This is a genomic window from Gordonia paraffinivorans NBRC 108238, assembly GCF_000344155.1.
In the GTDB taxonomy this organism is placed as follows: Bacteria; Actinomycetota; Actinomycetes; order Mycobacteriales; family Mycobacteriaceae; genus Gordonia; species Gordonia paraffinivorans.
In genome coordinates this window covers 106,779-127,840 of the sequence record NZ_BAOQ01000006.1, presented here as the reverse complement: position 1 = coordinate 127,840, position 21,062 = coordinate 106,779, and the positions used below count along the sequence as shown (strand labels likewise).

Here is a 21,062-nt window from a genome sequence, read left to right as displayed (position 1 = left end):
CGTGCCGCCGCGCGGACGACGGTCGGCCTGCCCGCCGCCGACCCCGGGCCCGACGCCCGCCTGGTCGCCACCCTTCCGGGTCTCGAGGTGCCTCGACCCGACTGGCCTGCCGACACCCACCTCGTCGGGCTGCTGACGTGGGAGCCGACCGACGATCTGTTCACCCGGCCCGCCGGGGACGGCCCGCTCGTCGTCCTCGCCCCGTCGACCGCTCGGACCGGGGAGGCGGAGATGGTCGCGGTGGCGCTCGAGGCGCTCTCCGAGCCGGTTCTCGGTCGGACCGTGCGCGTCGTGGTGTCCGGGCTGCAGCGGCCGTCCGCCGACGATCTCGCACGCTTCGGCGACGCCGAACGGGTGGTGGCGGGCCTCGGGCGCCAGGACGAGATCCTCGCCGACGCCGCCGTCCTGATCTGCGGCTCCGGGCACGGGATTCTCACCAAGGCGATGACCGCCGGCGTCCCGGTGGTCGCGGTTCCCGGGGGCGGCGACCAGTGGGAGCTCGCGAACCGCGTGCACCGCGCAGGCGCCGGCCGGTATGTGCGTCCGCTCACCGTCGATGGGGTCGCCGCCGCCGTCCGCGCGGTCCTCGACGACTCGGGTTTCGCGCGGTCGGCGCGCGCCGTCGGCGCCAGCGGAGCCGACACCGTCGACCCGGTGACCGTGGCCCGGAGGGTGTGGACCGACCGCGTTAGGGTGGGGCGGTGCGCCTGACCGAGTTCAACGAGCTGATGACCACCGAATTCGGTGTGACCAGGGCGGATTCGATCCTCGTCGACCACGTGCTCACCGAGTTCGCCGGCCGCACCGGCGCCCAGGCGATCGAGGACGGCGTCGATCCGCGCGACGTCTGGGTGGCGATCTGCCGCGACTTCGACGTGCCTCGCGAGCGCTGGTGACACGCCGCGTGTCACGCTTGCGATCGAACAGGTGTTCGTTCATGCTGAAGACCAGACGGAACCGCGCGGGCGCCCGCTGCGTCTGAAGGTTCGCCCGGCTCGCGTCCGGCAGATGTCCGGAACGCGTCCCGGCGAGGGGTCCGTTGATTGTCGGACCCTCCCGATACCGTGCAGACATGAACGCCCGGACCACACCGACCACCCGCCGGAAAACCGGCTCACAACCGAGGAGAACTCCCATGGCAGCTGCGCCCCAAGACCGTGAGAAGGCCCTCGATCTGGCCCTCGCGCAGATCGACAAGAGCTTCGGCAAGGGGTCGGTGATGCGGCTCGGCGAGGAGACCCGCCAGCCGATCGAGATCATCCCGACCGGGTCCATCGCCCTCGACGTCGCCCTCGGCATCGGTGGTCTGCCCCGCGGCCGCGTCGTGGAGATCTACGGTCCGGAGTCCTCGGGTAAGACCACCGTCGCCCTCCACGCCGTCGCCAACGCGCAGGCCCAGGGCGGGATCGCGGCGTTCATCGATGCCGAGCACGCGCTCGATCCGGACTACGCCGCCAAGCTCGGCGTCGACACCGACGCTCTCCTCGTGTCCCAGCCCGACACCGGTGAGCAGGCCCTCGAGATCGCCGACATGCTGATCCGCTCGGGCGCGCTCGACATCCTGGTGGTCGACTCGGTGGCCGCGCTCGTGCCCAAGGCCGAGATCGAGGGTGAGATGGGCGACAGCCACGTGGGTCTGCAGGCCCGCCTGATGAGCCAGGCGCTGCGCAAGATGACCTCGGCGCTGAACCAGTCGAAGACCACCGCGATCTTCATCAACCAGCTGCGCGAGAAGATCGGCGTGATGTTCGGTTCCCCCGAGACCACGACGGGCGGCAAGGCCCTCAAGTTCTACTCGTCGGTGCGTCTGGACGTCCGCCGGATCGAGACCCTCAAGGACGGCACCGAGGCGGTCGGCAACCGCACCCGCGTCAAGGTCGTCAAGAACAAGGTCGCCCCGCCCTTCAAGCAGGCCGAGTTCGACATCCTCTACGGTCACGGCATCTCCAAGGAGGGCTCGCTGATCGACATGGGTGTCGCCGAGGGCTTCATCCGCAAGTCCGGCTCGTGGTTCACCTACGAGGGCGATCAGCTGGGCCAGGGCAAGGAGAACGCCCGCAAGTTCCTGATCGAGAACACCGACATCCGCGACGAGATCGAGAAGAAGATCAAGGAGAAGCTGGGCATCGGGCCGACCGTCGACGCCGACGACATCGCCCCGGCGCCGGTCGAGTTCTAAGGCGGACATTGAACGACACACCGGACCCCGAGCAGACGCAGAGGCGTCGGGAGGCAGCTCCCGACCGCAAGGGACCCAGCGCATGGGATTCCGCGCTACGACTGCTCGGGGTCCGAGCGCGTTCCCGGCAGGAAATGCGTGAACGTCTGACCCGCAAGGGATTCGACGCGGACACCGTCGACGAGGTGATGGCCCGTCTCGACCGGCATCAGCTCCTCGACGACTCCGACTTCGCCGCCGAGTGGGTCCGCTCGCGCCACCAGAATTCTGGCAAGGGGCGAGTGGCGCTCAAACACGAGCTGCGCAACAAGGGAATCGCGGAGTCGATCATCACCGAGGCGCTCGGCGACATCGACCCCGACGACGAACGCGAGATCGCCGCGCAGCTGGTCGCGCGCAAGCTCACCCCAACGGTCGTCGAACGGATAGCCGCCGACCGCGCCGAACGGGACAAGATGATGCGACGCCTCGTCGGTTTCCTCGTCAGGCGCGGTTACCCGCAGTCGATGGCGTTCGACGTCGTGGGGGAGGCGCTTATGGGTTTCCAGGGCAGCTGAACGCCTCGCCGGTTGAGTCGTTCCAGTCCGAACGCCTACAGAACTCCCGATACGGTAGTTGTCCGTGCCAGGCCCGTAGAGTCCTGCGACCTGGGAGACCGTCAGCGAGTGGGGTGGCTGTCACGGCTGAGTCATAGCGCCTTGGGGAGCCTGATGATGTCGTAGCTCTCACCGTTGCCGCGAGAGTCACCATCAGTGAGGGCGACATACTCGATCTGAGCAGCCTTGGGGACCTCGTAGAGGAACCACACCTCGTCGGAGAAGCCCGGCTGCAGTTCGTCGTTCCGCTCTTCGCGGTCGAAGTTCTGCTGGATTGCGTAGTTTTCGTGGATGGTGTTAAAGAGACGATCCTGCTGATCGCTGAGAACAACTGCGGCGATGTACAGCCTGTTCTCGGGAGTTCTTCCGATGTTCTCCACATTCGCATGGAGAAGGATGAACTTGGCGTTTGGCTTGGGCGACACGGAGACGTAACCGCTCGATCCATCGCTGGCATCGTACTTGGTGATGGTGGCGGGGCTCTCGGCGCTGATCAGAGTGAACTTCACGTCTCCGTTGGTGATGGGCTGGTTGAGCCCGTACACAGCCGACGCCGACGTTGTCGTGGTGGTCGTGGTGTTGTTTCCGTACACCGCTTCGGAGTTGGTGGCATCTGCGACATTGCTGGATGACCTGGACGACGTGTCTTCCTTTACCACGGCTGCGGTGACCAGAGAGGCCACCAGACCGGTGATTGCGACCAGCGCGAAGGTGAAGAGCGCCAGAACTGGCAACGACATGGTCACCTTCGTCTTCTGACCAGCCTGCTGTGGAGGATTCTGATGTGGGTTCGGGGGGAAGGGGCCTCCGGGAGGAAACTGACCCTCAGGATTGGGGGTGTTGATGGTCATCTCTTCATCGTAATTCGGACAAATCGTTACCTTGGCTGGGCGTCAGAGAAGGTTCTCCGATGCGGCCAGCTCGGCCTTCTCCGGATCGGCAGGCGCGGCCGACGACCGGCTGCCCTGACGCAGGCGCCGCTCGACGTAGGTCGCCAGCTTCGACAACCCGAAGTTGATGCAGATCATGATCGCCGCGACCACGATGAGCGCCGGGATGTAGTTGCCGTACCGCGAAGCCGACAGCAGGCCGCTTCGAACGACCTCCGAATAGCCGATGATGTAGCCCAGCGCGGAGTCCTTCAGCGCCACCACCATCTGCGAGATCAGGGCCGGCATCATCGCCGTGATCGCCTGCGGCAGGAGCACGAGACGCATCATCTGCGACTTGCGCAGGCCCAGCGACAGCGACGCCTCGGTCTGGCCCTTCGGCAGCGAGTTGATGCCGGACCGCAGGATCTCGGCCATCACCGAGCCGTTGTAGAGCGTCAGTCCCGTGACGACGGCGGCGAACGCCAGCATCGACGACGGGAAGATGCCGTAGATGGCGAACAGGAACCAGGTGAACACCATCAGGATCAGCACCGGGATGGCGCGGAACACCTCGACGAAGAACCCGGCGACCGCCCGAACCCATAGGTGTTCCGACAGTCGTCCGATGCCGAGGATCGCACCGAGCAGCAGCGACAGCACGATGGACACCGCGGCCGCGGCGAGGGTCCGCCACAGGCCGGGCAGGATGTAGCCCGTCCAGGTCGACCAGGTGACGAACGGACTCCACTTCTCGGCGGTGAACTGCTCGTTGGAGGCGAGCACCGCGATCACATAGACCAGGGCCGCGACGAGCAGTCCGATGAAGACGACCGCCGTGATGCGGTTGCGCGCTCGTGCGCGGGGTCCCGGGGCGTCGTAGAGAACGGTTGATTCGGCGCTCATCGCTTCACCGCCAGTCGCTTGGCGAGGTAGCCGAACACGGCCCCCTCGGTGAGGGTGATGATCATGAAGCCCACGGCGATCACGCCGAAGATCACGAACAGTTGGTCGGAGAAGGTCTCGATCTCGGTCTTCATCAGCGCCGCGGCCTCCGCGACACCGATCACCGAGGCGATCGTGGTGTTCTTGGTCAGGGCGATCAGCACGCTGCCCAGCGGCCCGATCACCGACCGGATCGCCTGCGGGAGCACGATGATCCCGAACACCTGCGTGAACGACATGCCCAACGACCGGGCCGCCTCGGCCTGGCCCAGCGGCACGGTGTTGAAACCGGACCGCAGCGTCTCGCACACGAAGGTGGACGTGTAGAGCACGAACGCCAGGACCGCCAGCCAGAAGTTGTTCGACTTGATCGTCGGGGCGAAGGTCAGGCCCAGGTTCTGGTAGAGGCCGATCGCGCAGAACAGCACGACCAGCGTCAGGGGCGTGTTACGGACGACGTTGACGTAGACGGTGGCGAAGCCGCGCATAACCGGGACGGGGGAGACCCGCATGGCGGCCAGGATCGTGCCCCAGATCAGGGAGCCGATCGCGGAGTAGAAGGTCAGCTGGATGGTGACCCAGAAGGCCGGCCACAGCTGCGGCCCCATGCTGTCCCACAGAGAGACGTCGTTCATCCGTTCTCTCCTCTCACTTCAGCCCGGCCGGGCACGGCTTCGACGTCGAATCGAGGAAGTCGAGGTCGCCGGGGACGGGCAGGTACGGGAACTTCGAATCGGGTTCGTCGGCGCGCGCGATGATCTCGTCGACGTAGGTGTCGCCGAGGTTGTCGCGCAGCGCCTTGTTCCAGGCGGACTCGCCGCCGTCGACCGGGGTGAGCATCTCGTCGAGTGCCTTGTTGATCGCCTCGACCGACGCCTCGTCCCCGAGTGCCACGCCGACGCCGTAGCGCTCGGTCGAAAACGGGCTGCCCGCCGTCTTCAGGGCGTCCTTCACGCAGGCGTTCTTCAGGTAGGTCATCGTGACGAGCTTGAACTCGCCCTTCCAGAAGTTCGAGTAGCCGGCGAGGATCGCCTCGTCGGTGGTGAGGGCGTCGACCTTGCCGCGGCGCAGCGCCTCCACGCATGCCGAGTAGGAGTCGTACTCCTGCAGCTGGACGGTGGGCAGCTGGGCCTTGACGTTCTGCGCCGACGTCGACCCGGTGACCGAGCAGAGCTTCTTGCCGTTGTCGAGATCCTCGAGCTGTGTGATCGAGTTGTCGTCGGCGCGGACCATCAGGCCCTGGTAGGTCTGCAGGTACGGGCCGCCGAAGGAGACCTTCTTCGCCCGGGCGGAGGTGATCGAATAGGTGGCGGCGATCAGGTCGACCTCGCCGTTGTCGATCATCGCCTCGCGGCGTGCCGAGGGCGTCTCGCGCCAGGTGACCTTCGGGTGGTCGACGCCGAGCTGGTCGGCAATGTGGTTGACCACGTAGCGCGCGACCGTCGCGTCGAAGCCGGTGACGTTGCCGTTCGGCTCGTACAGGCCGAGACCGGGCTGGTCGAACTTGACGCCGAGGATGACGTTCCCGTCGCGGACCGAGTCCAGCAGGTTGCGCGGATCGGTGCTGCCGCAGCCGGTCAGCAGACCTGCGAACAGCGCGCCGACGGCCAGGATCACGAGCGCGGTGCGTGTGCTCCTCATGTGCATCAGTGCCCCAGGATCTTGCTGAGGAAGTCGCGGGCGCGGTCGGACTCCGGGGAGGTGAAGAAGGTGTCGGGATCGGAGTCCTCGACGATCGCGCCGTCGGCCATGAAGATCACCCGGTCGGCGGCCTTGCGGGCGAAGCCCATCTCGTGGGTGACGACGAGCATCGTCATGCCCTCTTTGGCGAGGGACACCATGACGTCGAGGACCTCGTTGACCATCTCCGGGTCGAGGGCTGACGTCGGCTCGTCGAACAGCATGATCTTCGGGTCCATCGCCAGTGAGCGCGCGATGGCGACGCGCTGCTGCTGTCCGCCCGACAGCTGGGCGGGGTACTTGTCCTTCTGGCTGGCGATGCCGACTCGCTCGAGGAGTTCGAGCGCGCGCTTGTTCGCCTCGTCCTTCGACTTCTTGCGCACCTTGGTCGGGGCGAGGGTGACGTTCTCCAGGATCGTCTTGTGGGAGAACAGGTTGAACGACTGGAACACCATGCCCACGTCGGCGCGCAGTCGGGCGAGGTCCTTGCCTTCCGAGGGGAGCAGCTCACCCTGGATGCGGATCTCGCCGGCATCGATGGGTTCGAGACGGTTGATGGTGCGACAGAGGGTCGACTTGCCCGACCCGGACGGCCCGAGGACGACCACGACCTGTCCGGCCGGGACCTCGAGGTCGATGTCCTTGAGAACGTGCAGCGAGCCGAAGTGCTTCTGCACCCCGCGCATCGAGATCATCGGCTGGGACCCGGGGTCCGCGGACTTGCTCGGCGAAACGGTCATTCTGGCACCCTAACGAAAAAATGTGTCCCCGCGTGGTGTGGGTCACTCTGGTGAGTCGCCGGACGGTGTGACAGACTGCGCGCGCGAGGCGATTTGCGTCGGCCCCGTACCCTGGTAGGAGTGAGTATCGAGTTGTCGGACAGGCCTGACGAGGCCGCATCGACCCCACACCCCCGCAGCTACCAGGTCCGGACCTACGGCTGCCAGATGAACGTCCACGACTCCGAGCGCATCGCCGGCCTGCTCGAGGACGCGGGGTACGTGCGGGCCGACGACGATGCCGACGCCGATCTCGTGGTGTTCAACACCTGCGCGATCCGCGAGAACGCCGACAACAAGCTCTACGGAAACCTGTCGCATCTCGCGCCGGTCAAGTCGCGCCGTCCCGGCATGCAGATCGCGGTCGGCGGCTGCCTCGCGCAGAAGGACAAGGACGCCGTCATCGCCAAGGCGCCGTGGGTCGACGTGGTGTTCGGCACGCACAACATCGGCTCGCTGCCGGCCCTCCTCGAACGTGCCCGCCACAACGAGGAGGCGCAGGTCGAGATCCTCGACTCGCTCGAGCGCTTCCCGTCGACGCTGCCCGCCAAGCGGGAGTCGGCCTACTCGGGGTGGGTGTCGGTGTCGGTGGGCTGCAACAACACCTGCACGTTCTGCATCGTCCCGTCGTTGCGCGGCAAGGAGGTCGACCGCCGTCCCGGCGACGTGCTGGCCGAGGTGCAGGCGCTCGTCGACCAGGGCGTGCTCGAGGTGACGCTGCTCGGCCAGAACGTCAACGCCTACGGCATGTCCTTCGCCGACCCGGACCAGCCCCGCAACCGCGGCGCGTTCGCCGAGCTCCTGCGGGCCTGCGGCGACATCGAGGGTCTCGAGCGCGTCCGGTTCACCTCGCCGCATCCGGCGGAGTTCACCGACGATGTCATCGAGGCCATGGCCGAGACCCCGAACGTGTGCCCCCAGCTGCACATGCCGCTGCAATCGGGCTCCGACCGCATCCTGCGCGCCATGCGACGCAGCTACCGCCAGACCAAGTTCCTCGGCATCCTCGACAAGGTCCGCGCGGCGATGCCGCACGCGGCGATCACCACCGACATCATCGTCGGGTTCCCGGGGGAGACCGAGGAGGACTTCCAGGCGACCCTCGACGTCGTCGAGCGCGCGCGCTTCTCCTCGGCGTTCACCTTCCAGTACTCGCCGCGCCCCGGCACCCCGGCCGCCACGATGCCCGATCAGGTCCCGCCGGACGTCGTCGGCGAGCGGTACCAGCGGCTCATCGCGCTGCAGGAGCGGATCTGCCTGTCGGAGAACCAGGCCCTGGTCGGCAACGAGGTGGAACTTCTCGTCGTCGCCGACGAGGGACGCAAGTCCGCGAAGACCCGGCGCATGACCGGCCGTGCCCGCGACGGCCGGCTCGTGCACTTCACACCCGGCGACGCCGGGTCGGCGATCCGGCCCGGCGACATCGTGCACACCGTGCTGACCGACGCCGCGCCGCACCATCTGATCGCCGATGCCGGGATCCGTTCGCACCGCCGTACGCGTGCCGGTGACTCCTTCGAGCAGAGCCGCACCCCGACGACCCCGCCGGTCGGCGTGGGCCTCGGCTTGCCGGGCATCGGTGCGCCGCCGCCCGTCCCGGCGGCGGACGCCGGTTGCGGCACCTGCGGCTGAGCAGACCGACGAGGGCCGGCGAGACCCAAGCGGCGACGAGACCTCACGACTCACAACATGAATCGAGGCGATGACATGTCCGAGACCCCGGACCGCAACCCGGGCGACCTCAGCGACGAGGCGTTCAAGGCGTACGAGCGTGATCTGAGGAAGGCCGAGCGGAAGGTCGCCGGCGAGATCGACCCGGGCGCACGCGCGCTCGTCGTCGCGGTCGCGGTGCTGGTGGCGATGGTGTCGCTCGTTCTCCCGCACACCGGATCGGTGTCCGGCCTCGACGTGCTGGCCTACACCGAGTCGGCCGAGGCCGAGCGCGTCACCATCGTCTCGCGCATCTTCGTCTGGCTGGTGGCGCTGTTCGGCATCGTGGCGTCGATGCTCGCGCTGGTGACCCGGCGCTGGGTGCTGGCGTGGGTCGCCTTGTGCGGCTGCGCCATCGCCTGCGTCGCCGGGATGCTCGCCTGGTGGTCGCGCAACACCCCGGGTATCGGCGGCGTCGAGCCGCCGTCGGGCGTCGGCATCGGCCTGATCCTGGGCTGGGTCGCGGTGTTCGTGCTCACCTTCCACTGGTCGCGCGTGGTGTGGGCACGGTCGTCATACCAGCTCGCGATCGAGGCGGAGCGCCGTCGGCAGGCCGCCGAGCAGGAGGCCTACGCGACGGCGCTCTACAAGAAGAACCCCGACGCCGACGCGTAGTCCTCAGCGGTCGGAGATGGCGCTCTGCGCCGCCTCCGCCCACTCGCGCCACTGCGCGGCCTGCTCACGCAGCTTCGCGGCGTCGCGGTCCTTGCCGCGTTCGGCCGCCTTGCGGGCCTGCTCCTCGAGCTGATCGGCGCGTTCGGCGAACTGGGCCGCGCGTGCCTGCGCCTCCGGATCGGTGCGCTGCCACTGCGCCTCCTCGGCGTCGCGGATGCGCTTCTCGAGCGCCCGCACGCGATTCTCGAGGGCGTGCATCTGGTCCCGCGGGACCTTCCCGATCTCGTCCCAGCGATCGCGGAACGCGCGGAACTCGCGCCGGGCGGCGTCGAGGTCGGACTCGGGGTCGATCGCTTTCTCCGCGGCCTCGAGCAGCTCGATCTTGGCCTTGGCGTTCGCCTGGTACTCGGCGTCGCGCTCGGACGTGGCGGCGTTGCGCGCGCTGAAGAAGACATCCTGGGCGGCCTTGAACCGCTGCCAGAGCGCCTCGTCGGTGTCGCGCGGCGCACGGCCGGCGGCCTTCCACTCCTGCAGCAGCTCGCGGAACCTCGCCGAGGTGGGGCCCCAGTCCGTCGAACTCGACAGCTCCTCGGCCTGCTTGATGAGCGCCTCCTTGCGCTCCTTGGCCCCGGCGCGCTCCCGGTCGAGCTCGGCGAAGTGGGCGCCGCGACGGCGGTTGAACGCGTCGCGAGCCTTCGCGTAGCGCTTCCACAGGGCGTCGTCGGTCTTGCGGTCGACGCCCTTGATCGACTTCCACTCGTCGAGGATCTCCCGCAGCCGGTCGCCGGCGTGCTTCCAGTTGGTCGCCTCGGCGCCGATCTTCTCGGCCTCGGCCGCGAGTTCCTCCTTGCGGGCGATCGCGGCGGCGCGGGCCTTCTCGCGTTCGGCCTTGATCGACTCGGCGACCTCGTCGGCGCTGCCGACGATCGCCTCGAGACGCCGCTGGAGGGCGGCGACGTCGCCGATCACGTGGGCGTTGGGGAGGTCGGCGAGCAGGTGCTTGGCGGCGGCCTGCGCCTTGCGGGGATCGCCGGACCGCGCGGTCAGCCGTTCCTCGAGGACCTCGACCTCGGTCGCGAGATCCTCGAAGCGCCGTGCGAAGTGGGCGAGACCCTCCTCGACGGTGCCGGCCTGCCACGACCCGATCTCGCGCTCGCCGTCGGCGGTCTTCAGCCAGACGACGCCCGACTCGTCGATGCGGCCCCAGCGGTGGGGGTCGCCGGCGCTGATGTGGTTGATGACGGGCTCGTGGGCGCCCGGCCGCGGGCCGGGCTTGGGACGAGGCCCGGGCTTGGGACGGGACCCGGGGGTCGTCGGCGTGCCGGTGCCGGCGGGGTCGGTGCCCTGGGTTGCCGGGGACGGGTCGATCGGGTTGGTCATGTGCGTGTCCTGCCGCTCAAGGTGCCGCGCGTCACGGCTGCCGGTCGCTGGGGTCGATTCTCGCGGGGCATCGTATCGTCCCCGCGATAGCCGACAGTACGGATCCATTCAAGCAGTTCAGGCCCGTGCATGTGGCGTGCGCGCCGACTCGGCGGGTCCTCGCCGACCGCCGTCGACTAGCGTCGTGGTGTGCTTGCGGTCGTCGTGTTCGTGCCGAGTGCTCCGTTGCTGGTACCCGAGTTGGCCGGTCCGGCCGCGTTCGACACCGAACCGGTGCGGGCCGCGGTCGACGACGTCGTCGGCGACGGGCGCGCCGCCGGGGCCGATCGCTGGATTCTGGTCGGCGCCTCGGACGACCCGGCGACCGGCGTCGTGCAGGAGTCCGGATCTGGTGGGTTCGGGCGTTTCGGCGTCGACGTCCGCGTCCGCCTCCACGACGGCACCGGTCCGCGCATGAGCCTGTCCGCTCTGATCGGGGCGTGGCTGCGCGAGCGCGGCGGACTGGACCCGATGGAACCGCTCATCGTCGGCCGCGACACCGCGCCCGGGGACTGCGCGACGCTCGGAGCGGGTCTCGGGCAGGGACTGCGCGACTGTGCCGACCGGGTCGGGCTGCTCGTGGTGGGCGACGGTTCGTACGCGCTGACGCCGAAGTCGCCCGGCGGGGAACGCCGCGAGTCCGCGGTCGCACTCAACGACGCGATCGTGGCGGCGGTCGGCGACGCCGACACCCGGACGCTGGCCGCACTCGATCCGCAGGCGTGCGCCGCCGAGGGCGTCGCCGGGCGGGTGGCCTGGCAGGTCGCCGCCGCCGCGGTGGAGCAGGCGGGCCGGCCCGTGGTGGCGAAGACCCGGTACGCCGACGCGCCGTTCGGCGTCGGCTACATCGCCGCCACCTGGACCCTCGACGACCGCTCATGAGGCCGATCGCGGTCGTGGGCCCGACGGCCTGCGGGAAATCCGACCTCGCCCTCGACCTCGCCGAACGCCTCGGCGGGGAGATCGTCAACATCGACGCGATGCAGCAGTACCGCGGCATGGACATCGGCACGGCCAAGGTCCCGGAGGCCGAGCGGCGCGGCATCCCGCACCACCAGATCGACGTCCTCGACGTCACCGAGGTGGCCACGGTCGCCCGCTACCAGCAGGCCGCCACCGCCGATGTCGAGCGGCTGCTGGCCGCCGGCCGGGTCCCCGTCATCGTCGGCGGGTCGATGATGTACATCCAGGGCCTGCTCGACAACTGGCAGTTCCCGGCCACCGATCCGCTGGTGCGCGCCCGCTACGAAGAGATGCTCGCCGAGCGTGGAGTGGCGGCGATGCACGAGCTGCTGAAGGAGGTCGACCCGGCCGCGGCGTCGACGATCCTGCCGACCGACGGCCGGCGTATCGTGCGGGCGCTCGAGGTCGTCGAACTGACCGGGCGGCCGTTCGCCGCGTCGCAGCCGCAGATCGGCGAACCCCGGTGGGGGACGGTGATCCTCGCGCTGGACCGGGACACCGCCGAACTCGACGAGCGGATCCGGCTGCGGACGCGGCTGATGTTCTCCACCGGCCTCGTCGACGAGGTGGAGGCGCTGTGCGAGAAGGGGTTGCGCGACGGGCGCACCGCCTCGCAGGCGATCGGTTACAAGCAGGTGCTCGCCGCGCTCGACGGGGAGTACGACCTCGACCAGGCCGAGGAGCTCACCTTCATCGGGACCCGCCGCTATGTGCGCCGGCAGCGATCGTGGTTCCGGCGCGACCACCGCGCGATCTGGCTCGACGCCGGCGCGCCGGGGCTGCTCGACCGCGCCCTCGAAGCGGCCGACCCCGAGAAGCGAGACGCCGAGAAGTAACCTGGACGGCGTGACTTCGGATTCGACAGGCCTGCGGTTCGTCAAGGGGCACGGCACCCAGAACGACTTCGTCGTGCTCGAGGACCCGGCGGCCGAGCTGGATCTCGACCCGGGCCTCGTCGCCGCGCTCTGCGACCGTCAGCGAGGGATCGGTGCCGACGGCCTGCTCCGGGTGGCCCGTTCGGGCGCGCTCGTCGAGCGCGGCGTCCTGCCCGCGCTGCCCGAGGGCGTGGCCGCCGACGACTGGTTCATGGACTACCGCAATGCGGACGGGTCGATCGCCGAGATGTGCGGCAACGGCGTCCGCGTGTTCGCCCACCATGTCCGCGCGGCCGGCCTCGTCGACGCCGACACCTTCACCGTCGGCTCGCGCGCCGGCGCACGGCCGGTGATCATCCACTCCTTCGACGCCACACGCGCGGAGATCACCGTCGAGATGGGTCGCGCGCGCCTCGAGGGCACCTCGGTCGTGCGCATCGGCGCCGACGCCTACACCGGCGCCAAGGTCGACGTCGGCAACCCGCACCTGGCCTGCGTCGTGGAGGGACTCACCGCGGAGGGACTCGCCGCGGTCGATTTCTCTGCGGGCGTAACCATCGATGCCGGCGACTTCCCGAACGGCGCCAACGTGGAGCTGCTCACCCCGCCGTCCGAGGACGCCGACGGCGGCCTGTACGCCCGGATGCGGGTCTTCGAACGCGGCGTCGGGGAGACCCGCAGCTGCGGAACAGGCCTGGTCGCGGCCACCCGGGCGGCGCTCGACGCACGCGGGCAGGCCACCGGCGCACTCCGCATCGGGATTCCCGGCGGCGAGGTCACCGTCACCATCCGGGAGGACGGGGCGACCCTGCGCGGACCGTCGATGCTCGTCGCCGACGGCGTCCTGCGGCCCGGCTGGGACCGCTGAGCACGATATTCAGGTGCCCGCCGACCCCGCGGCGTGAGACCATGGATCACGTATGACCGAATCATCTGCACAGATCCTCTCCGCCGAAGACCTCGACGAGCGTCCGGACGACGCCCCGACCGTCGGCGAACTCCAACTCTCCGAGCGCGCCTCGCTGCAACGCGTCGCCGGACTCTCCACCGAACTCACCGACGTCACCGAGGTCGAGTACCGGCAGCTGCGCCTCGAGAAGGTGGTGCTCGTCGGTGTCTGGACCGAGGGCACGGCCGCCGCGGCCAAGGCGAACATGGCCGAACTCGCGGCCCTCGCCGAGACCGCCGGCTCCCAGGTACTCGACGCGGTGATCCAGCGTCGGTCCAAACCCGACCCGGCCACCTACATCGGCTCCGGCAAGGCCGACGAGCTGCGCGAGATCGTGCTCTCCAGCGGCGCCGACACCGTCGTCTGCGACGGCGAGCTGACCCCGGCGCAGCTGACGGCGCTGGAGAAGGTCGTGAAGGTGAAGGTCATCGACCGCACCGCGCTGATCCTCGACATCTTCGCCCAGCACGCCTCTTCGCGAGAGGGCAAGGCGCAGGTCTCGCTCGCGCAGATGGAGTACATGCTCCCGCGCCTGCGCGGCTGGGGCGAGTCGATGTCCCGGCAGGCCGGCGGTCGCGCCGGCAGCAACGGCGGCGTGGGGCTGCGTGGTCCCGGTGAGACCAAGATCGAGACCGACCGTCGCCGCATCCGCGAGCGGATGGCCAAGCTGCGACGCGAGATCCGCGACATGAAGAAGGCCCGCACCACCAAGCGGGCGGCGCGCAACCGGTCGTCGATCCCGTCGATCACGGTGGCCGGTTACACCAACGCCGGCAAGTCGAGCCTCGTCAACGCGATGACCGGGGCCGGCGTGCTCGTCCAGGACGCGCTGTTCGCGACCCTCGATCCCACCACGCGCCGCGCCACGCTCGACGACGGCCGCGCGGTGGTGTTCACCGACACCGTCGGATTCGTGCGGCACCTGCCGACCCAGCTCGTCGAGGCGTTTCGGTCCACGCTGGAGGAGGTCGTCGACGCCGACCTGCTGCTGCACGTGGTCGACGCTTCCGATCCGTTCCCGATGGACCAGATCTCCGCGGTGCGTCAGGTGATCAACGAGATCGTCGCCGAGGAGGGCGTCGACGCGCCGCCGGAACTGTTGGTGATCAACAAGATCGACGCGATCGACGGCAATCGGCTCACCGAGCTGCGCGGCGCGGTGGGCGCAGACGCGGTGTTCGTGTCGGCCCGCACCGGGGAGGGACTGCCCGAACTGTTCGACCGCGTCCGCGAATTCGTCGGTCGCGGCGATGTCGAGATGACCATCGCCGTGCCGTTCTCGCGCGGTGACCTGGTCTCGCGCATCCACACCGAGGGCGAGGTCCTCGACTCGGAGCACACCGAGACCGGGAGCACGATGAAGGTCCGCGTCCCGGCCGCGTTCGCGGGCGAGCTCGCGGACCTCCGGATCTGACAGGCGATCCGGCGGGTCAGACCCGCCGGATGACGGTGACGACCTTTCCGAGGATGACCGCCTCGTCTCCCGGGATCGGGTCGAACAGCTCGTTGTGGGGCATCAGCCACACATGGCCCTTGTCCCGCTTGAAGGTCTTCACGGTGGCCTCGCCGTCGATCATCGCGGCCACGATGTCGCCGTTGTCGGCCACGTTCTGCTGACGGACCACGACCCAGTCGCCGTCGCAGATCGCCGCGTCGATCATCGACTCGCCGACGACCTTGAGCAGGAACAGCGATCCCTCGCCGACGAGTTCGCGGGGGAGCGGGAAGACGTCCTCGACGGCCTCCTCGGCGAGGATCGGGCCGCCGGCGGCGATCCGGCCGAGGACCGGGACGAAGGTCGGCTCGGGGAGCGGCTCGCCGTTGGGGGAGGTCGGGGTCGGAGGCTCGTTCGGGGCTATGTTGACCGCGCGCGGACGGTTGGCGTCGCGCTTGAGGAGTCCCTTGCGCTCGAGCGTGCGCAACTGGTGGGCCACCGAGGAGGTGGAGGTGAGGCCGACCGCGTCGCCGATCTCCCGGATGCTCGGCGGGTAGCCGCGCTCGCGCACCGACTTGCGGATCACCTCGAGGACGCCGCGCTGACGCGGCGTGAGGGAGGCCTCCGCAGCCGCGATGTCCTCGGGGCTGACGGGCTCGTCGGCGCCCCGCGGTGGAGTGCGCTTACCGCCGTCATCGCTCATGGTCGGGTTCCTCTCGATTCCGAACGTGCTGGTAGATGGCTTCGACTGCGGACGAGCCTAACCGAGGATCCCGCCCGCATCAAACATTTGTTCGACGTGTCGCGAGACATTGTCGGAGCCGCGTGGTAGAAATCGAACATCAGTTCATCGAACAGGTGATCGACTGTCGAACGGTTCGAACACCCGGTTCGACCGACCACACCGGAGGGCCCCATGCGCACCGCGACTCTCGCCGACCCGATCCGCGTCGACACCCCGCGCCCCGATGTCGTGCGCGCCGGTACCGGCCGCACCCGCCTCGTCCCCGGCGACGCCGATCGCGTCGTTCCCGGTCGTCGCGCCGTCCCGCGCCGGCGCCCGGCGGACAACCGGGCCGCCGACAACCGACCCGCACCGGAGTCGGTGATCTACGGTCCCCGGATCGCCGCGACGCGGTGTGCGTCGCCGGTCGGCACGCGAGGGCGCGGTCTCGTCCCGGCTCGCGTGGATGCCGACGATCGCGCGCTGCGCGTCGCGGCGCCGGCGGCGATCCGCCGTCGCCGGACCGCGGTCGCGATCCTCGCCGGGGTCGGCCTGGCACTCGCGGTGTGGGTGCTGTCGGTCGTCGGCCAGAACTACGCGGCGTCGGTCGCGCCTTCGGCGGTCGGCACCGAGGTGGTGCACGTGCGCTCGGGTGACTCGCTCACCGGAATCGCCGCCCGGGTGGCGCCCGACCTGCCGCGTGAGGCGGTCGTCGAGGACATCATCCGACTGAACGACCTGCCGTCGAGCGGTCTTCGCGTCGGTCAGCCACTCCTGACGCCGAGGTACCGATAGGCCCGACGGTATCCTCGATGTCACAGGGACCGGCCGAGACACGGCCCGACGCGGCGAACGCCGGCGCCGAGAGGTCCCGCGACCCGCGTGAGGATACGATGCGCTGCCCCTTCTGCAAGAACGACGACACCAAGGTCATCGACTCGCGTGTCGCTGACGAGGGACAGGCCATCAGGCGTCGTCGTTCCTGTGTCGCATGCGGCCGCCGGTTCTCCACGGTGGAGAGCGCGGTTCTGGCCGTCGTCAAGCGCAACGGCGTCACCGAGCCGTTCAGCCGCGAGAAGGTGATGCGCGGTGTGCGGCGTGCCTGCCAGGGACGCGATGTCGCCGAGGACGCGCTGGCGCAGCTCGCCCAGCAGGTCGAGGACACGGTCCGGGCCAGCGGTTCGGCCGAGATCCCCAGCAACGAGGTCGGTCTCGCGATCCTGAAGCCGCTGCGCGACCTCGACGAGGTGGCCTACCTCCGGTTCGCGTCCGTGTACCGGTCATTCGACTCGATCGACGACTTCCAGCGCGAGATCGACGATCTCCGGTCGGCCAGGGAGTCAGCCGAGTCGGTCAAGAGTTCGTAGGACCCGCTTCTCCGACACCGGATAGGCGGTGCCGAGCCGCTCGGCGAACAGACTCACGCGGAGTTCCTCCACCAGCCACTGCGCTTCCTCGTTGACGTGGTCCCGGCGATGCTCGGGAACCTGCGTCAGGCGCTGCGCCCAGCGCTCGGTCACCCGATCCACCACGGCCACTCCGGCCTGATCCCGTGCCGCCGAGGCGGGCAGGGCCTGCAGTCGGGCCTGTGCCGCCTCGAGGTAGCGGGGGACGTGTTGCAGATGCCTACGCGGGGTGGCGGCGACGAATCCGTCGAAGACGAGGTTGTCGAGTTGCTCGGCGACGTCGTCGGCGGCCAGCGAGCCGGCGTGGCGGTCGACCGCCGCGCGCACCGGTGCGACCCGGCGGAGAACCTCGACGGCGAGATCGAAGTAGGCGGGCGCGGCCTCGGCGACTCGCGGACGCACCTTCTCGGCCAACGCCCGGAACGCCTCCGGCGACCGGATTCCGGCGAGAGCCGACGGATCGAGCGCCTCGACGGTGTCGCGGATCGAACGCCGCGTGCAATCGGCGAGCAGCGAGTCGAGATCGGGGTACGGACTCTGGCTCAGCGCGAGCCGGTCGGTGGAACCCAGCGATCGGGCGATCCGTCGCTGCAGCGGCGGTATCGCGAGATCGAGAAGAGCCACGATGCCCCTGCGCAGCAACCGGTCCCGGACCTGCTCGGACGCGGCGTCGACGACGACCACACCGCGCGTGCGGCCGGCGTCGTCGGTGACCGCGTCGATGGTCGGATACCTGGTGAGCTGCTGCCCGGCGACCTTCACGGTCTTCTCCGGCGGGAGGGTGCCGATGCCGTCGGCGGTCCACTCCCGGTACAGGGTCTTCTTGACCGTCTTCGGCGCGGCGGTCTTCGTGGTGCGCTGCAACTCGGAGAGCTCGTCCGAGCGCGCGAGCACGTTGCCCTTGGCGTCGACGACGGCGAAGTGCATCCGCAGGTGGGTGGGGATGCGGCCGGTGTCGAAATCCGCCGGGGTGACGGTCATCCCGGTGATCGCCGACAGTTCGCGCGCCAGCCCGGTGACCAGGGGCTCGCTGCGCGGCTTGAGCCGGGAGAGTGCGAGGTCGGCGAACTGCTGCGCCGGCGACATCGATTTGCGCAGACGTTTGGGCAGCGATTTCACCAGTGCAGTGGCGAGTTCGGAGCGCATGCCGGGCACCGACCAGTCGAAACCGACCGGCCGGACATGCGGCAGCAGTGCCTGCGGGATCACCACGGTGACGCCGTCGTCGGGTGCTCCGGGCTCGAAGCGATAGCGCAACTCCAGGCGGGTGTCGCCCTGTTGCCAGGCGCCCGGGTAGTCGGTGGGCGCCACCGAGGTGGTTGACGCCACGTCCTCGGGCTTGAGGTCGAGCAGCGCGGGGTTCTTTCGACGTGCCTTCTTCCACCAGGTGTCGAAATGGCGGGCCGAGGTGACCTCGGCGCCGATGCGCTTGTCGTAGAACTCGAAGAGTTGGTCCTCGGTGATCACCAGACCGCGCGTCCGCGTGCGGTTCTCGACGTCGGACGCGGCCTCGAGCAGCGCGCGGTTGCGTTCGAAGAACGGATGATTCGTCTTCCAGTCGCCCTCGACGAGGGCATGCCGGATGAACAGCTCGCGCGAGACCACCGGGTCGACCGGCCCGTAGTCGACGCGACGGCGAGCCACCAGGGTGACCCCGTAGAGCGTCACCCGCTCGTAGGCCATCGCGGCCCCGCGCTTGGCCGACCAGTGCGGCTCGCTGTAGGAACGCTTGACCAGATCACCGGCCAGTTTCTCGGCCCAGAGCGGATCGATGCCGGCGACCGTGTGCGCGAACAGGCGTGAGGTCTCGAGGATCTCGGCGGCCATGATGAACGCCGGCGGCTTCTTCGCCAGCGGCGACGCCGGGAAGATCATCAGGGTGGTGTTGCGGGGGCCGGTGTACTCGCGGCCCTCGGTGTTGCGCGCGGCGATGTTCGACAGCAGGCCCGACAGGATCGCCTGGTGGACGGAGTCGGCGTCGACCTCGCCGGGTTCGGCCCCGGGCGGGTTCACCTGCCAGTCGAGGTCCTTGACGATGTCGGTGAGCTGCCGGTGCAGGTCCTGCCACTCGCGGATCCGCAGGTAGTGCAGGAACTCGCGCTCGCACATCTTGCGGAACTGGTTGTTGGAAAGCTCATTCCGCTTCTCGGTGAGATGTCGCCAGAGTTCGATGTAGCCCAGGAAATCCGATCCGGGGACGTCGAAGCGCCGGTGCAGGGCGTCGGCGGCCTCCCGGTGCTCGGCGGGGCGCTCGCGAGGGTCGGGCAGGCTCATCGCCGACGCGATGACCAGGAGGTGGTCGAGGCACCCTAGATCGTGGCCCGCGATGAGCATGCGGGCGATGCGCGGGTCCACCGGTATGCGCGACATCGTGCGGCCGATCGCGGTCAGGCGCGGGGGAGTGCCGTCGCGTCCCGGCTTGATCGCCCCGAGCTCGGTGAGGACCGCCATGCCGTCGCGGATGGCGCGTTCGTCGGGGGCCTGGACGAACGGGAAGTCGGCGATCTCACCGAGCTTGAGCGAGGTCATCTGCAGGATGACGGCGGCGAGGTTGGTGCGCAGGATCTCCGGGTCGGTGAACGCCGGACGCGATTCGAAGTCGTTCTCGCTGTAGAGCCGGATGCACACGCCCGGTGCGACTCGGCCGCACCGACCGGCGCGCTGGCGGGCACTGGCCTGCGAGATCGGTTCGATGGGAAGGCGATTGACCTTCGTGCGCATCGAGTAACGGCTGATGCGGGCGGTGCCGGTGTCGATCACGTAGCGGATGCCCGGCACGGTCACCGAGGTCTCGGCGACGTTGGTGGCCAGCACGATCCGGCGTCCGTCGGAGGGGGTGAACACCTTCTGCTGGTCGGCGATCGACAGGCGTGCATAGAGCGGCACGATCTCGGCGCCGCCGCGGCGTCCTCCGAGCGTTCGCCGCTTGAGCGCGTCGGCGGTCTCGCGGATGTCGCGCTCGGTGGGCAGGAAGATCAGGATGTCGCCGCGCTCGTGCGCCCACAGCTCGTCGATGGCAGCGTCGATGCCCTGGATCTGGTCGAGATCGGCATGCTCTCCGCCGCCGTCCTCGTCGCCGGTGTCGGGCCGTTCGGACAGGCTCAGCGGGCGGTAGCGGATCTCGACCGGATAGGTGCGACCGGACACCTCGATGACCGGCACCGGGTTCTCCGGCGTGCTGAAATGCCGTGCGAACCGGGCGGGTTCGATGGTCGCCGAGGTGATGATCACCTTCAGGTCGGGGCGCTGGGGGAGCAGCCGCCGCAGATACCCCAGGATGAAGTCGATGTTCAGGCTGCGCTCGTGCGCCTCGTCGATGATGAGGGTGTCGTAGCGGCGCAGCATCGGGTCGGTGGCGATCTCGCGCAGCAGGATGCCGTCGGTCATCACTCGCACGAGGGTGTCGGCGCCGGACCGGTCGGTGAACCGCACCGAGTAACCGACGGCGTCGCCGAGTTCGGTGCCCGTCTCGTCGGCGATGCGCTTGGCCACCGAACTGGCCGCGATGCGGCGGGGCTGGGTGTGTCCGATGGTCCCGAGGATGCCGCGACCGAGTTCGAGACAGATCTTCGGCAGCTGCGTGGTCTTGCCCGAGCCGGTCTCGCCCGCCACCACGACGACCTGGTGGTCGCGAATGGCCTCGGCGATCTCCTCGCGTGCCGCGGAGACGGGCAGTTCGTCGGGGAAGGTCAGCTCGGGAACCGTCGCCTTACGGCGCTCGATACGCTGCTGCGCCTTCGCCACGTCGGCGACGAGCCGCGCCCACTTCTCCGGTTCGGGGTCTCGGCCGAGTTGATCGACGCGGCGTCGCAGACGGTGCGCGTCGGCGATCCCCACCTCTCGCAGCGACCGCAGGACCTCGGAGCGGGACGGCGAGGTGGCTGGGGAATGAACCGGCATGATGCTCCCAGGATATGG

Annotated in this window: 20 protein-coding genes; 12 read left to right on the top strand and 8 right to left on the bottom strand. The window is 69.2% G+C overall.

The genetic code is table 11. The features are described from left to right. The 4 genes from GP2_RS04060 to GP2_RS04045 form a co-directional block, all read left to right on the top strand. The coding region (locus tag GP2_RS04060; protein WP_006899198.1) for a glycosyltransferase at window positions 1-711 on the top strand (711 nt) is incomplete at its 5' end. Next, window positions 702-896: a DUF3046 domain-containing protein gene (locus GP2_RS04055; protein ID WP_006899197.1), complete on the top strand. Its 195-nt coding sequence runs from the start codon at window positions 702-704 to the stop codon at window positions 894-896. The genes GP2_RS04060 and GP2_RS04055, both read left to right, overlap by 10 nt. A 239-nt stretch (window positions 897-1,135) precedes the next feature. Continuing rightward, window positions 1,136-2,179 (top strand): recombinase RecA, encoded by a 1,044-nt coding sequence (recA, locus tag GP2_RS04050; protein WP_006899196.1) that lies wholly within the window; start codon window positions 1,136-1,138, stop codon window positions 2,177-2,179. Between the two features lie 8 nt (window positions 2,180-2,187). Next, entirely contained in the window at window positions 2,188-2,736 is a 549-nt protein-coding gene (locus GP2_RS04045; RefSeq protein ID WP_006899195.1) for a regulatory protein RecX, read from the top strand. A gap of 131 nt (window positions 2,737-2,867) precedes the next feature. Here GP2_RS04045 and GP2_RS21595 read toward each other — a convergent pair whose 3' ends face one another. From GP2_RS21595 to GP2_RS04015, 5 genes are read right to left on the bottom strand one after another with little or no spacing between them, the layout of a single operon-like run. After that, entirely contained in the window at window positions 2,868-3,626 is a 759-nt protein-coding gene (locus GP2_RS21595) for a hypothetical protein (protein WP_157211642.1), read from the bottom strand. Between the two features lie 42 nt (window positions 3,627-3,668). After that, window positions 3,669-4,550 carry an amino acid ABC transporter permease gene (locus GP2_RS04030; RefSeq protein ID WP_006899193.1) on the bottom strand — a complete coding sequence of 294 codons (882 nt, stop codon included), beginning with the start codon at window positions 4,548-4,550 and terminating at the stop codon, window positions 3,669-3,671. Beyond that, window positions 4,547-5,224 carry an amino acid ABC transporter permease gene (locus tag GP2_RS04025; RefSeq protein ID WP_006899192.1) on the bottom strand — a complete coding sequence of 226 codons (678 nt, stop codon included), beginning with the start codon at window positions 5,222-5,224 and terminating at the stop codon, window positions 4,547-4,549. Before GP2_RS04025 ends, GP2_RS04030 begins: the two co-directional genes overlap by 4 nt. Before the next feature lie 13 nt (window positions 5,225-5,237). Continuing rightward, complete coding sequence (locus GP2_RS04020; protein WP_040526374.1) at window positions 5,238-6,230, bottom strand: glutamate ABC transporter substrate-binding protein; 993 nt, start codon at window positions 6,228-6,230, stop codon at window positions 5,238-5,240. 5 nt (window positions 6,231-6,235) lie between these two features. After that, window positions 6,236-6,964: an amino acid ABC transporter ATP-binding protein gene (locus GP2_RS04015; RefSeq protein WP_165484400.1), complete on the bottom strand. Its 729-nt coding sequence runs from the start codon at window positions 6,962-6,964 to the stop codon at window positions 6,236-6,238. A 177-nt stretch (window positions 6,965-7,141) separates the two neighbouring features. On the opposite strand from GP2_RS04015, the gene miaB reads away from it, so the two are divergent. After that, window positions 7,142-8,680: a tRNA (N6-isopentenyl adenosine(37)-C2)-methylthiotransferase MiaB gene (gene miaB / locus GP2_RS04010; RefSeq protein ID WP_006899189.1), complete on the top strand. Its 1,539-nt coding sequence runs from the start codon at window positions 7,142-7,144 to the stop codon at window positions 8,678-8,680. Window positions 8,681-8,755: 75 nt separating this feature from the next. After that, window positions 8,756-9,373: an Rv2732c family membrane protein gene (locus tag GP2_RS04005; RefSeq protein WP_006899188.1), complete on the top strand. Its 618-nt coding sequence runs from the start codon at window positions 8,756-8,758 to the stop codon at window positions 9,371-9,373. 3 nt (window positions 9,374-9,376) lie between these two features. On the opposite strand, the gene GP2_RS04000 is transcribed toward GP2_RS04005, so the two are convergent. Then, window positions 9,377-10,753, bottom strand: coding sequence for a DUF349 domain-containing protein (locus GP2_RS04000; protein WP_006899187.1), 1,377 nt, complete (start codon window positions 10,751-10,753; stop codon window positions 9,377-9,379). A gap of 189 nt (window positions 10,754-10,942) precedes the next feature. On the opposite strand from GP2_RS04000, the gene GP2_RS03995 reads away from it, so the two are divergent. The 4 genes from GP2_RS03995 to hflX are packed head-to-tail and all read left to right on the top strand — an operon-like array spanning window position 10,943 to window position 14,993. Further along, window positions 10,943-11,674, top strand: coding sequence for a class III extradiol ring-cleavage dioxygenase family protein (locus tag GP2_RS03995; RefSeq protein WP_006899186.1), 732 nt, complete (start codon window positions 10,943-10,945; stop codon window positions 11,672-11,674). Then, window positions 11,671-12,591, top strand: coding sequence for a tRNA (adenosine(37)-N6)-dimethylallyltransferase MiaA (gene miaA / locus GP2_RS03990; RefSeq protein WP_040526349.1), 921 nt, complete (start codon window positions 11,671-11,673; stop codon window positions 12,589-12,591). The genes GP2_RS03995 and miaA overlap by 4 nt, the downstream gene beginning before the upstream one ends. A gap of 10 nt (window positions 12,592-12,601) precedes the next feature. Next, window positions 12,602-13,498: a diaminopimelate epimerase gene (gene dapF, locus GP2_RS03985; RefSeq protein ID WP_006899184.1), complete on the top strand. Its 897-nt coding sequence runs from the start codon at window positions 12,602-12,604 to the stop codon at window positions 13,496-13,498. Between the two features lie 52 nt (window positions 13,499-13,550). After that, window positions 13,551-14,993 carry a GTPase HflX gene (gene hflX, locus GP2_RS03980; RefSeq protein WP_006899183.1) on the top strand — a complete coding sequence of 481 codons (1,443 nt, stop codon included), beginning with the start codon at window positions 13,551-13,553 and terminating at the stop codon, window positions 14,991-14,993. Between the two features lie 16 nt (window positions 14,994-15,009). Here the strand turns inward: hflX and lexA are convergent, their stop codons facing one another. Then, a complete protein-coding gene (gene lexA, locus GP2_RS03975) occupies window positions 15,010-15,717 on the bottom strand; it encodes a transcriptional repressor LexA (protein ID WP_006899182.1) in 708 nt (235 codons plus the stop codon). A 213-nt stretch (window positions 15,718-15,930) separates the two neighbouring features. Here lexA and GP2_RS03970 point away from each other — a divergent pair, with 213 nt between their 5' ends. Both GP2_RS03970 and nrdR read left to right on the top strand, forming a co-directional pair. Continuing rightward, on the top strand, window positions 15,931-16,533 hold the full coding sequence (locus GP2_RS03970; protein WP_006899181.1) for a LysM peptidoglycan-binding domain-containing protein: 603 nt from the start codon (window positions 15,931-15,933) through the stop codon (window positions 16,531-16,533). Between the two features lie 98 nt (window positions 16,534-16,631). Then, window positions 16,632-17,105 carry a transcriptional regulator NrdR gene (gene nrdR / locus GP2_RS03965; RefSeq protein WP_040526372.1) on the top strand — a complete coding sequence of 158 codons (474 nt, stop codon included), beginning with the start codon at window positions 16,632-16,634 and terminating at the stop codon, window positions 17,103-17,105. On the opposite strand, the gene hrpA is transcribed toward nrdR, so the two are convergent. Further along, a complete protein-coding gene (gene hrpA, locus GP2_RS03960; RefSeq protein ID WP_006899179.1) occupies window positions 17,079-21,044 on the bottom strand; it encodes an ATP-dependent RNA helicase HrpA in 3,966 nt (1,321 codons plus the stop codon). The two genes, nrdR and hrpA, sit on opposite strands and share 27 nt — an antisense overlap. Between the last annotated feature and the right edge of the window lie 18 nt (window positions 21,045-21,062).

Bases quoted from the DNA above. Each gene is read 5' to 3' on its own strand.
- recA (WP_006899196.1), top strand. From the start codon at position 1,136: ATGGCAGCTGCGCCCCAAGACCGTGAGAAGGCCCTCGATCTGGCCCTC.
- GP2_RS21595 (WP_157211642.1), bottom strand. From the start codon at position 3,626: ATGACCATCAACACCCCCAATCCTGAGGGTCAGTTTCCTCCCGGAGGC.
- GP2_RS04030 (WP_006899193.1), bottom strand. From the start codon at position 4,550: ATGAGCGCCGAATCAACCGTTCTCTACGACGCCCCGGGACCCCGCGCA.
- GP2_RS04025 (WP_006899192.1), bottom strand. From the start codon at position 5,224: ATGAACGACGTCTCTCTGTGGGACAGCATGGGGCCGCAGCTGTGGCCG.
- GP2_RS04020 (WP_040526374.1), bottom strand. From the start codon at position 6,230: ATGAGGAGCACACGCACCGCGCTCGTGATCCTGGCCGTCGGCGCGCTG.
- GP2_RS04015 (WP_165484400.1), bottom strand. From the start codon at position 6,964: ATGATCTCGATGCGCGGGGTGCAGAAGCACTTCGGCTCGCTGCACGTT.
- GP2_RS04005 (WP_006899188.1), top strand. From the start codon at position 8,756: ATGTCCGAGACCCCGGACCGCAACCCGGGCGACCTCAGCGACGAGGCG.
- GP2_RS04000 (WP_006899187.1), bottom strand. From the start codon at position 10,753: ATGACCAACCCGATCGACCCGTCCCCGGCAACCCAGGGCACCGACCCC.
- miaA (WP_040526349.1), top strand. From the start codon at position 11,671: ATGAGGCCGATCGCGGTCGTGGGCCCGACGGCCTGCGGGAAATCCGAC.
- hflX (WP_006899183.1), top strand. From the start codon at position 13,551: ATGACCGAATCATCTGCACAGATCCTCTCCGCCGAAGACCTCGACGAG.
- lexA (WP_006899182.1), bottom strand. From the start codon at position 15,717: ATGAGCGATGACGGCGGTAAGCGCACTCCACCGCGGGGCGCCGACGAG.
- GP2_RS03970 (WP_006899181.1), top strand. From the start codon at position 15,931: ATGCGCACCGCGACTCTCGCCGACCCGATCCGCGTCGACACCCCGCGC.
- nrdR (WP_040526372.1), top strand. From the start codon at position 16,632: ATGCGCTGCCCCTTCTGCAAGAACGACGACACCAAGGTCATCGACTCG.
- hrpA (WP_006899179.1), bottom strand. From the start codon at position 21,044: ATGCCGGTTCATTCCCCAGCCACCTCGCCGTCCCGCTCCGAGGTCCTG.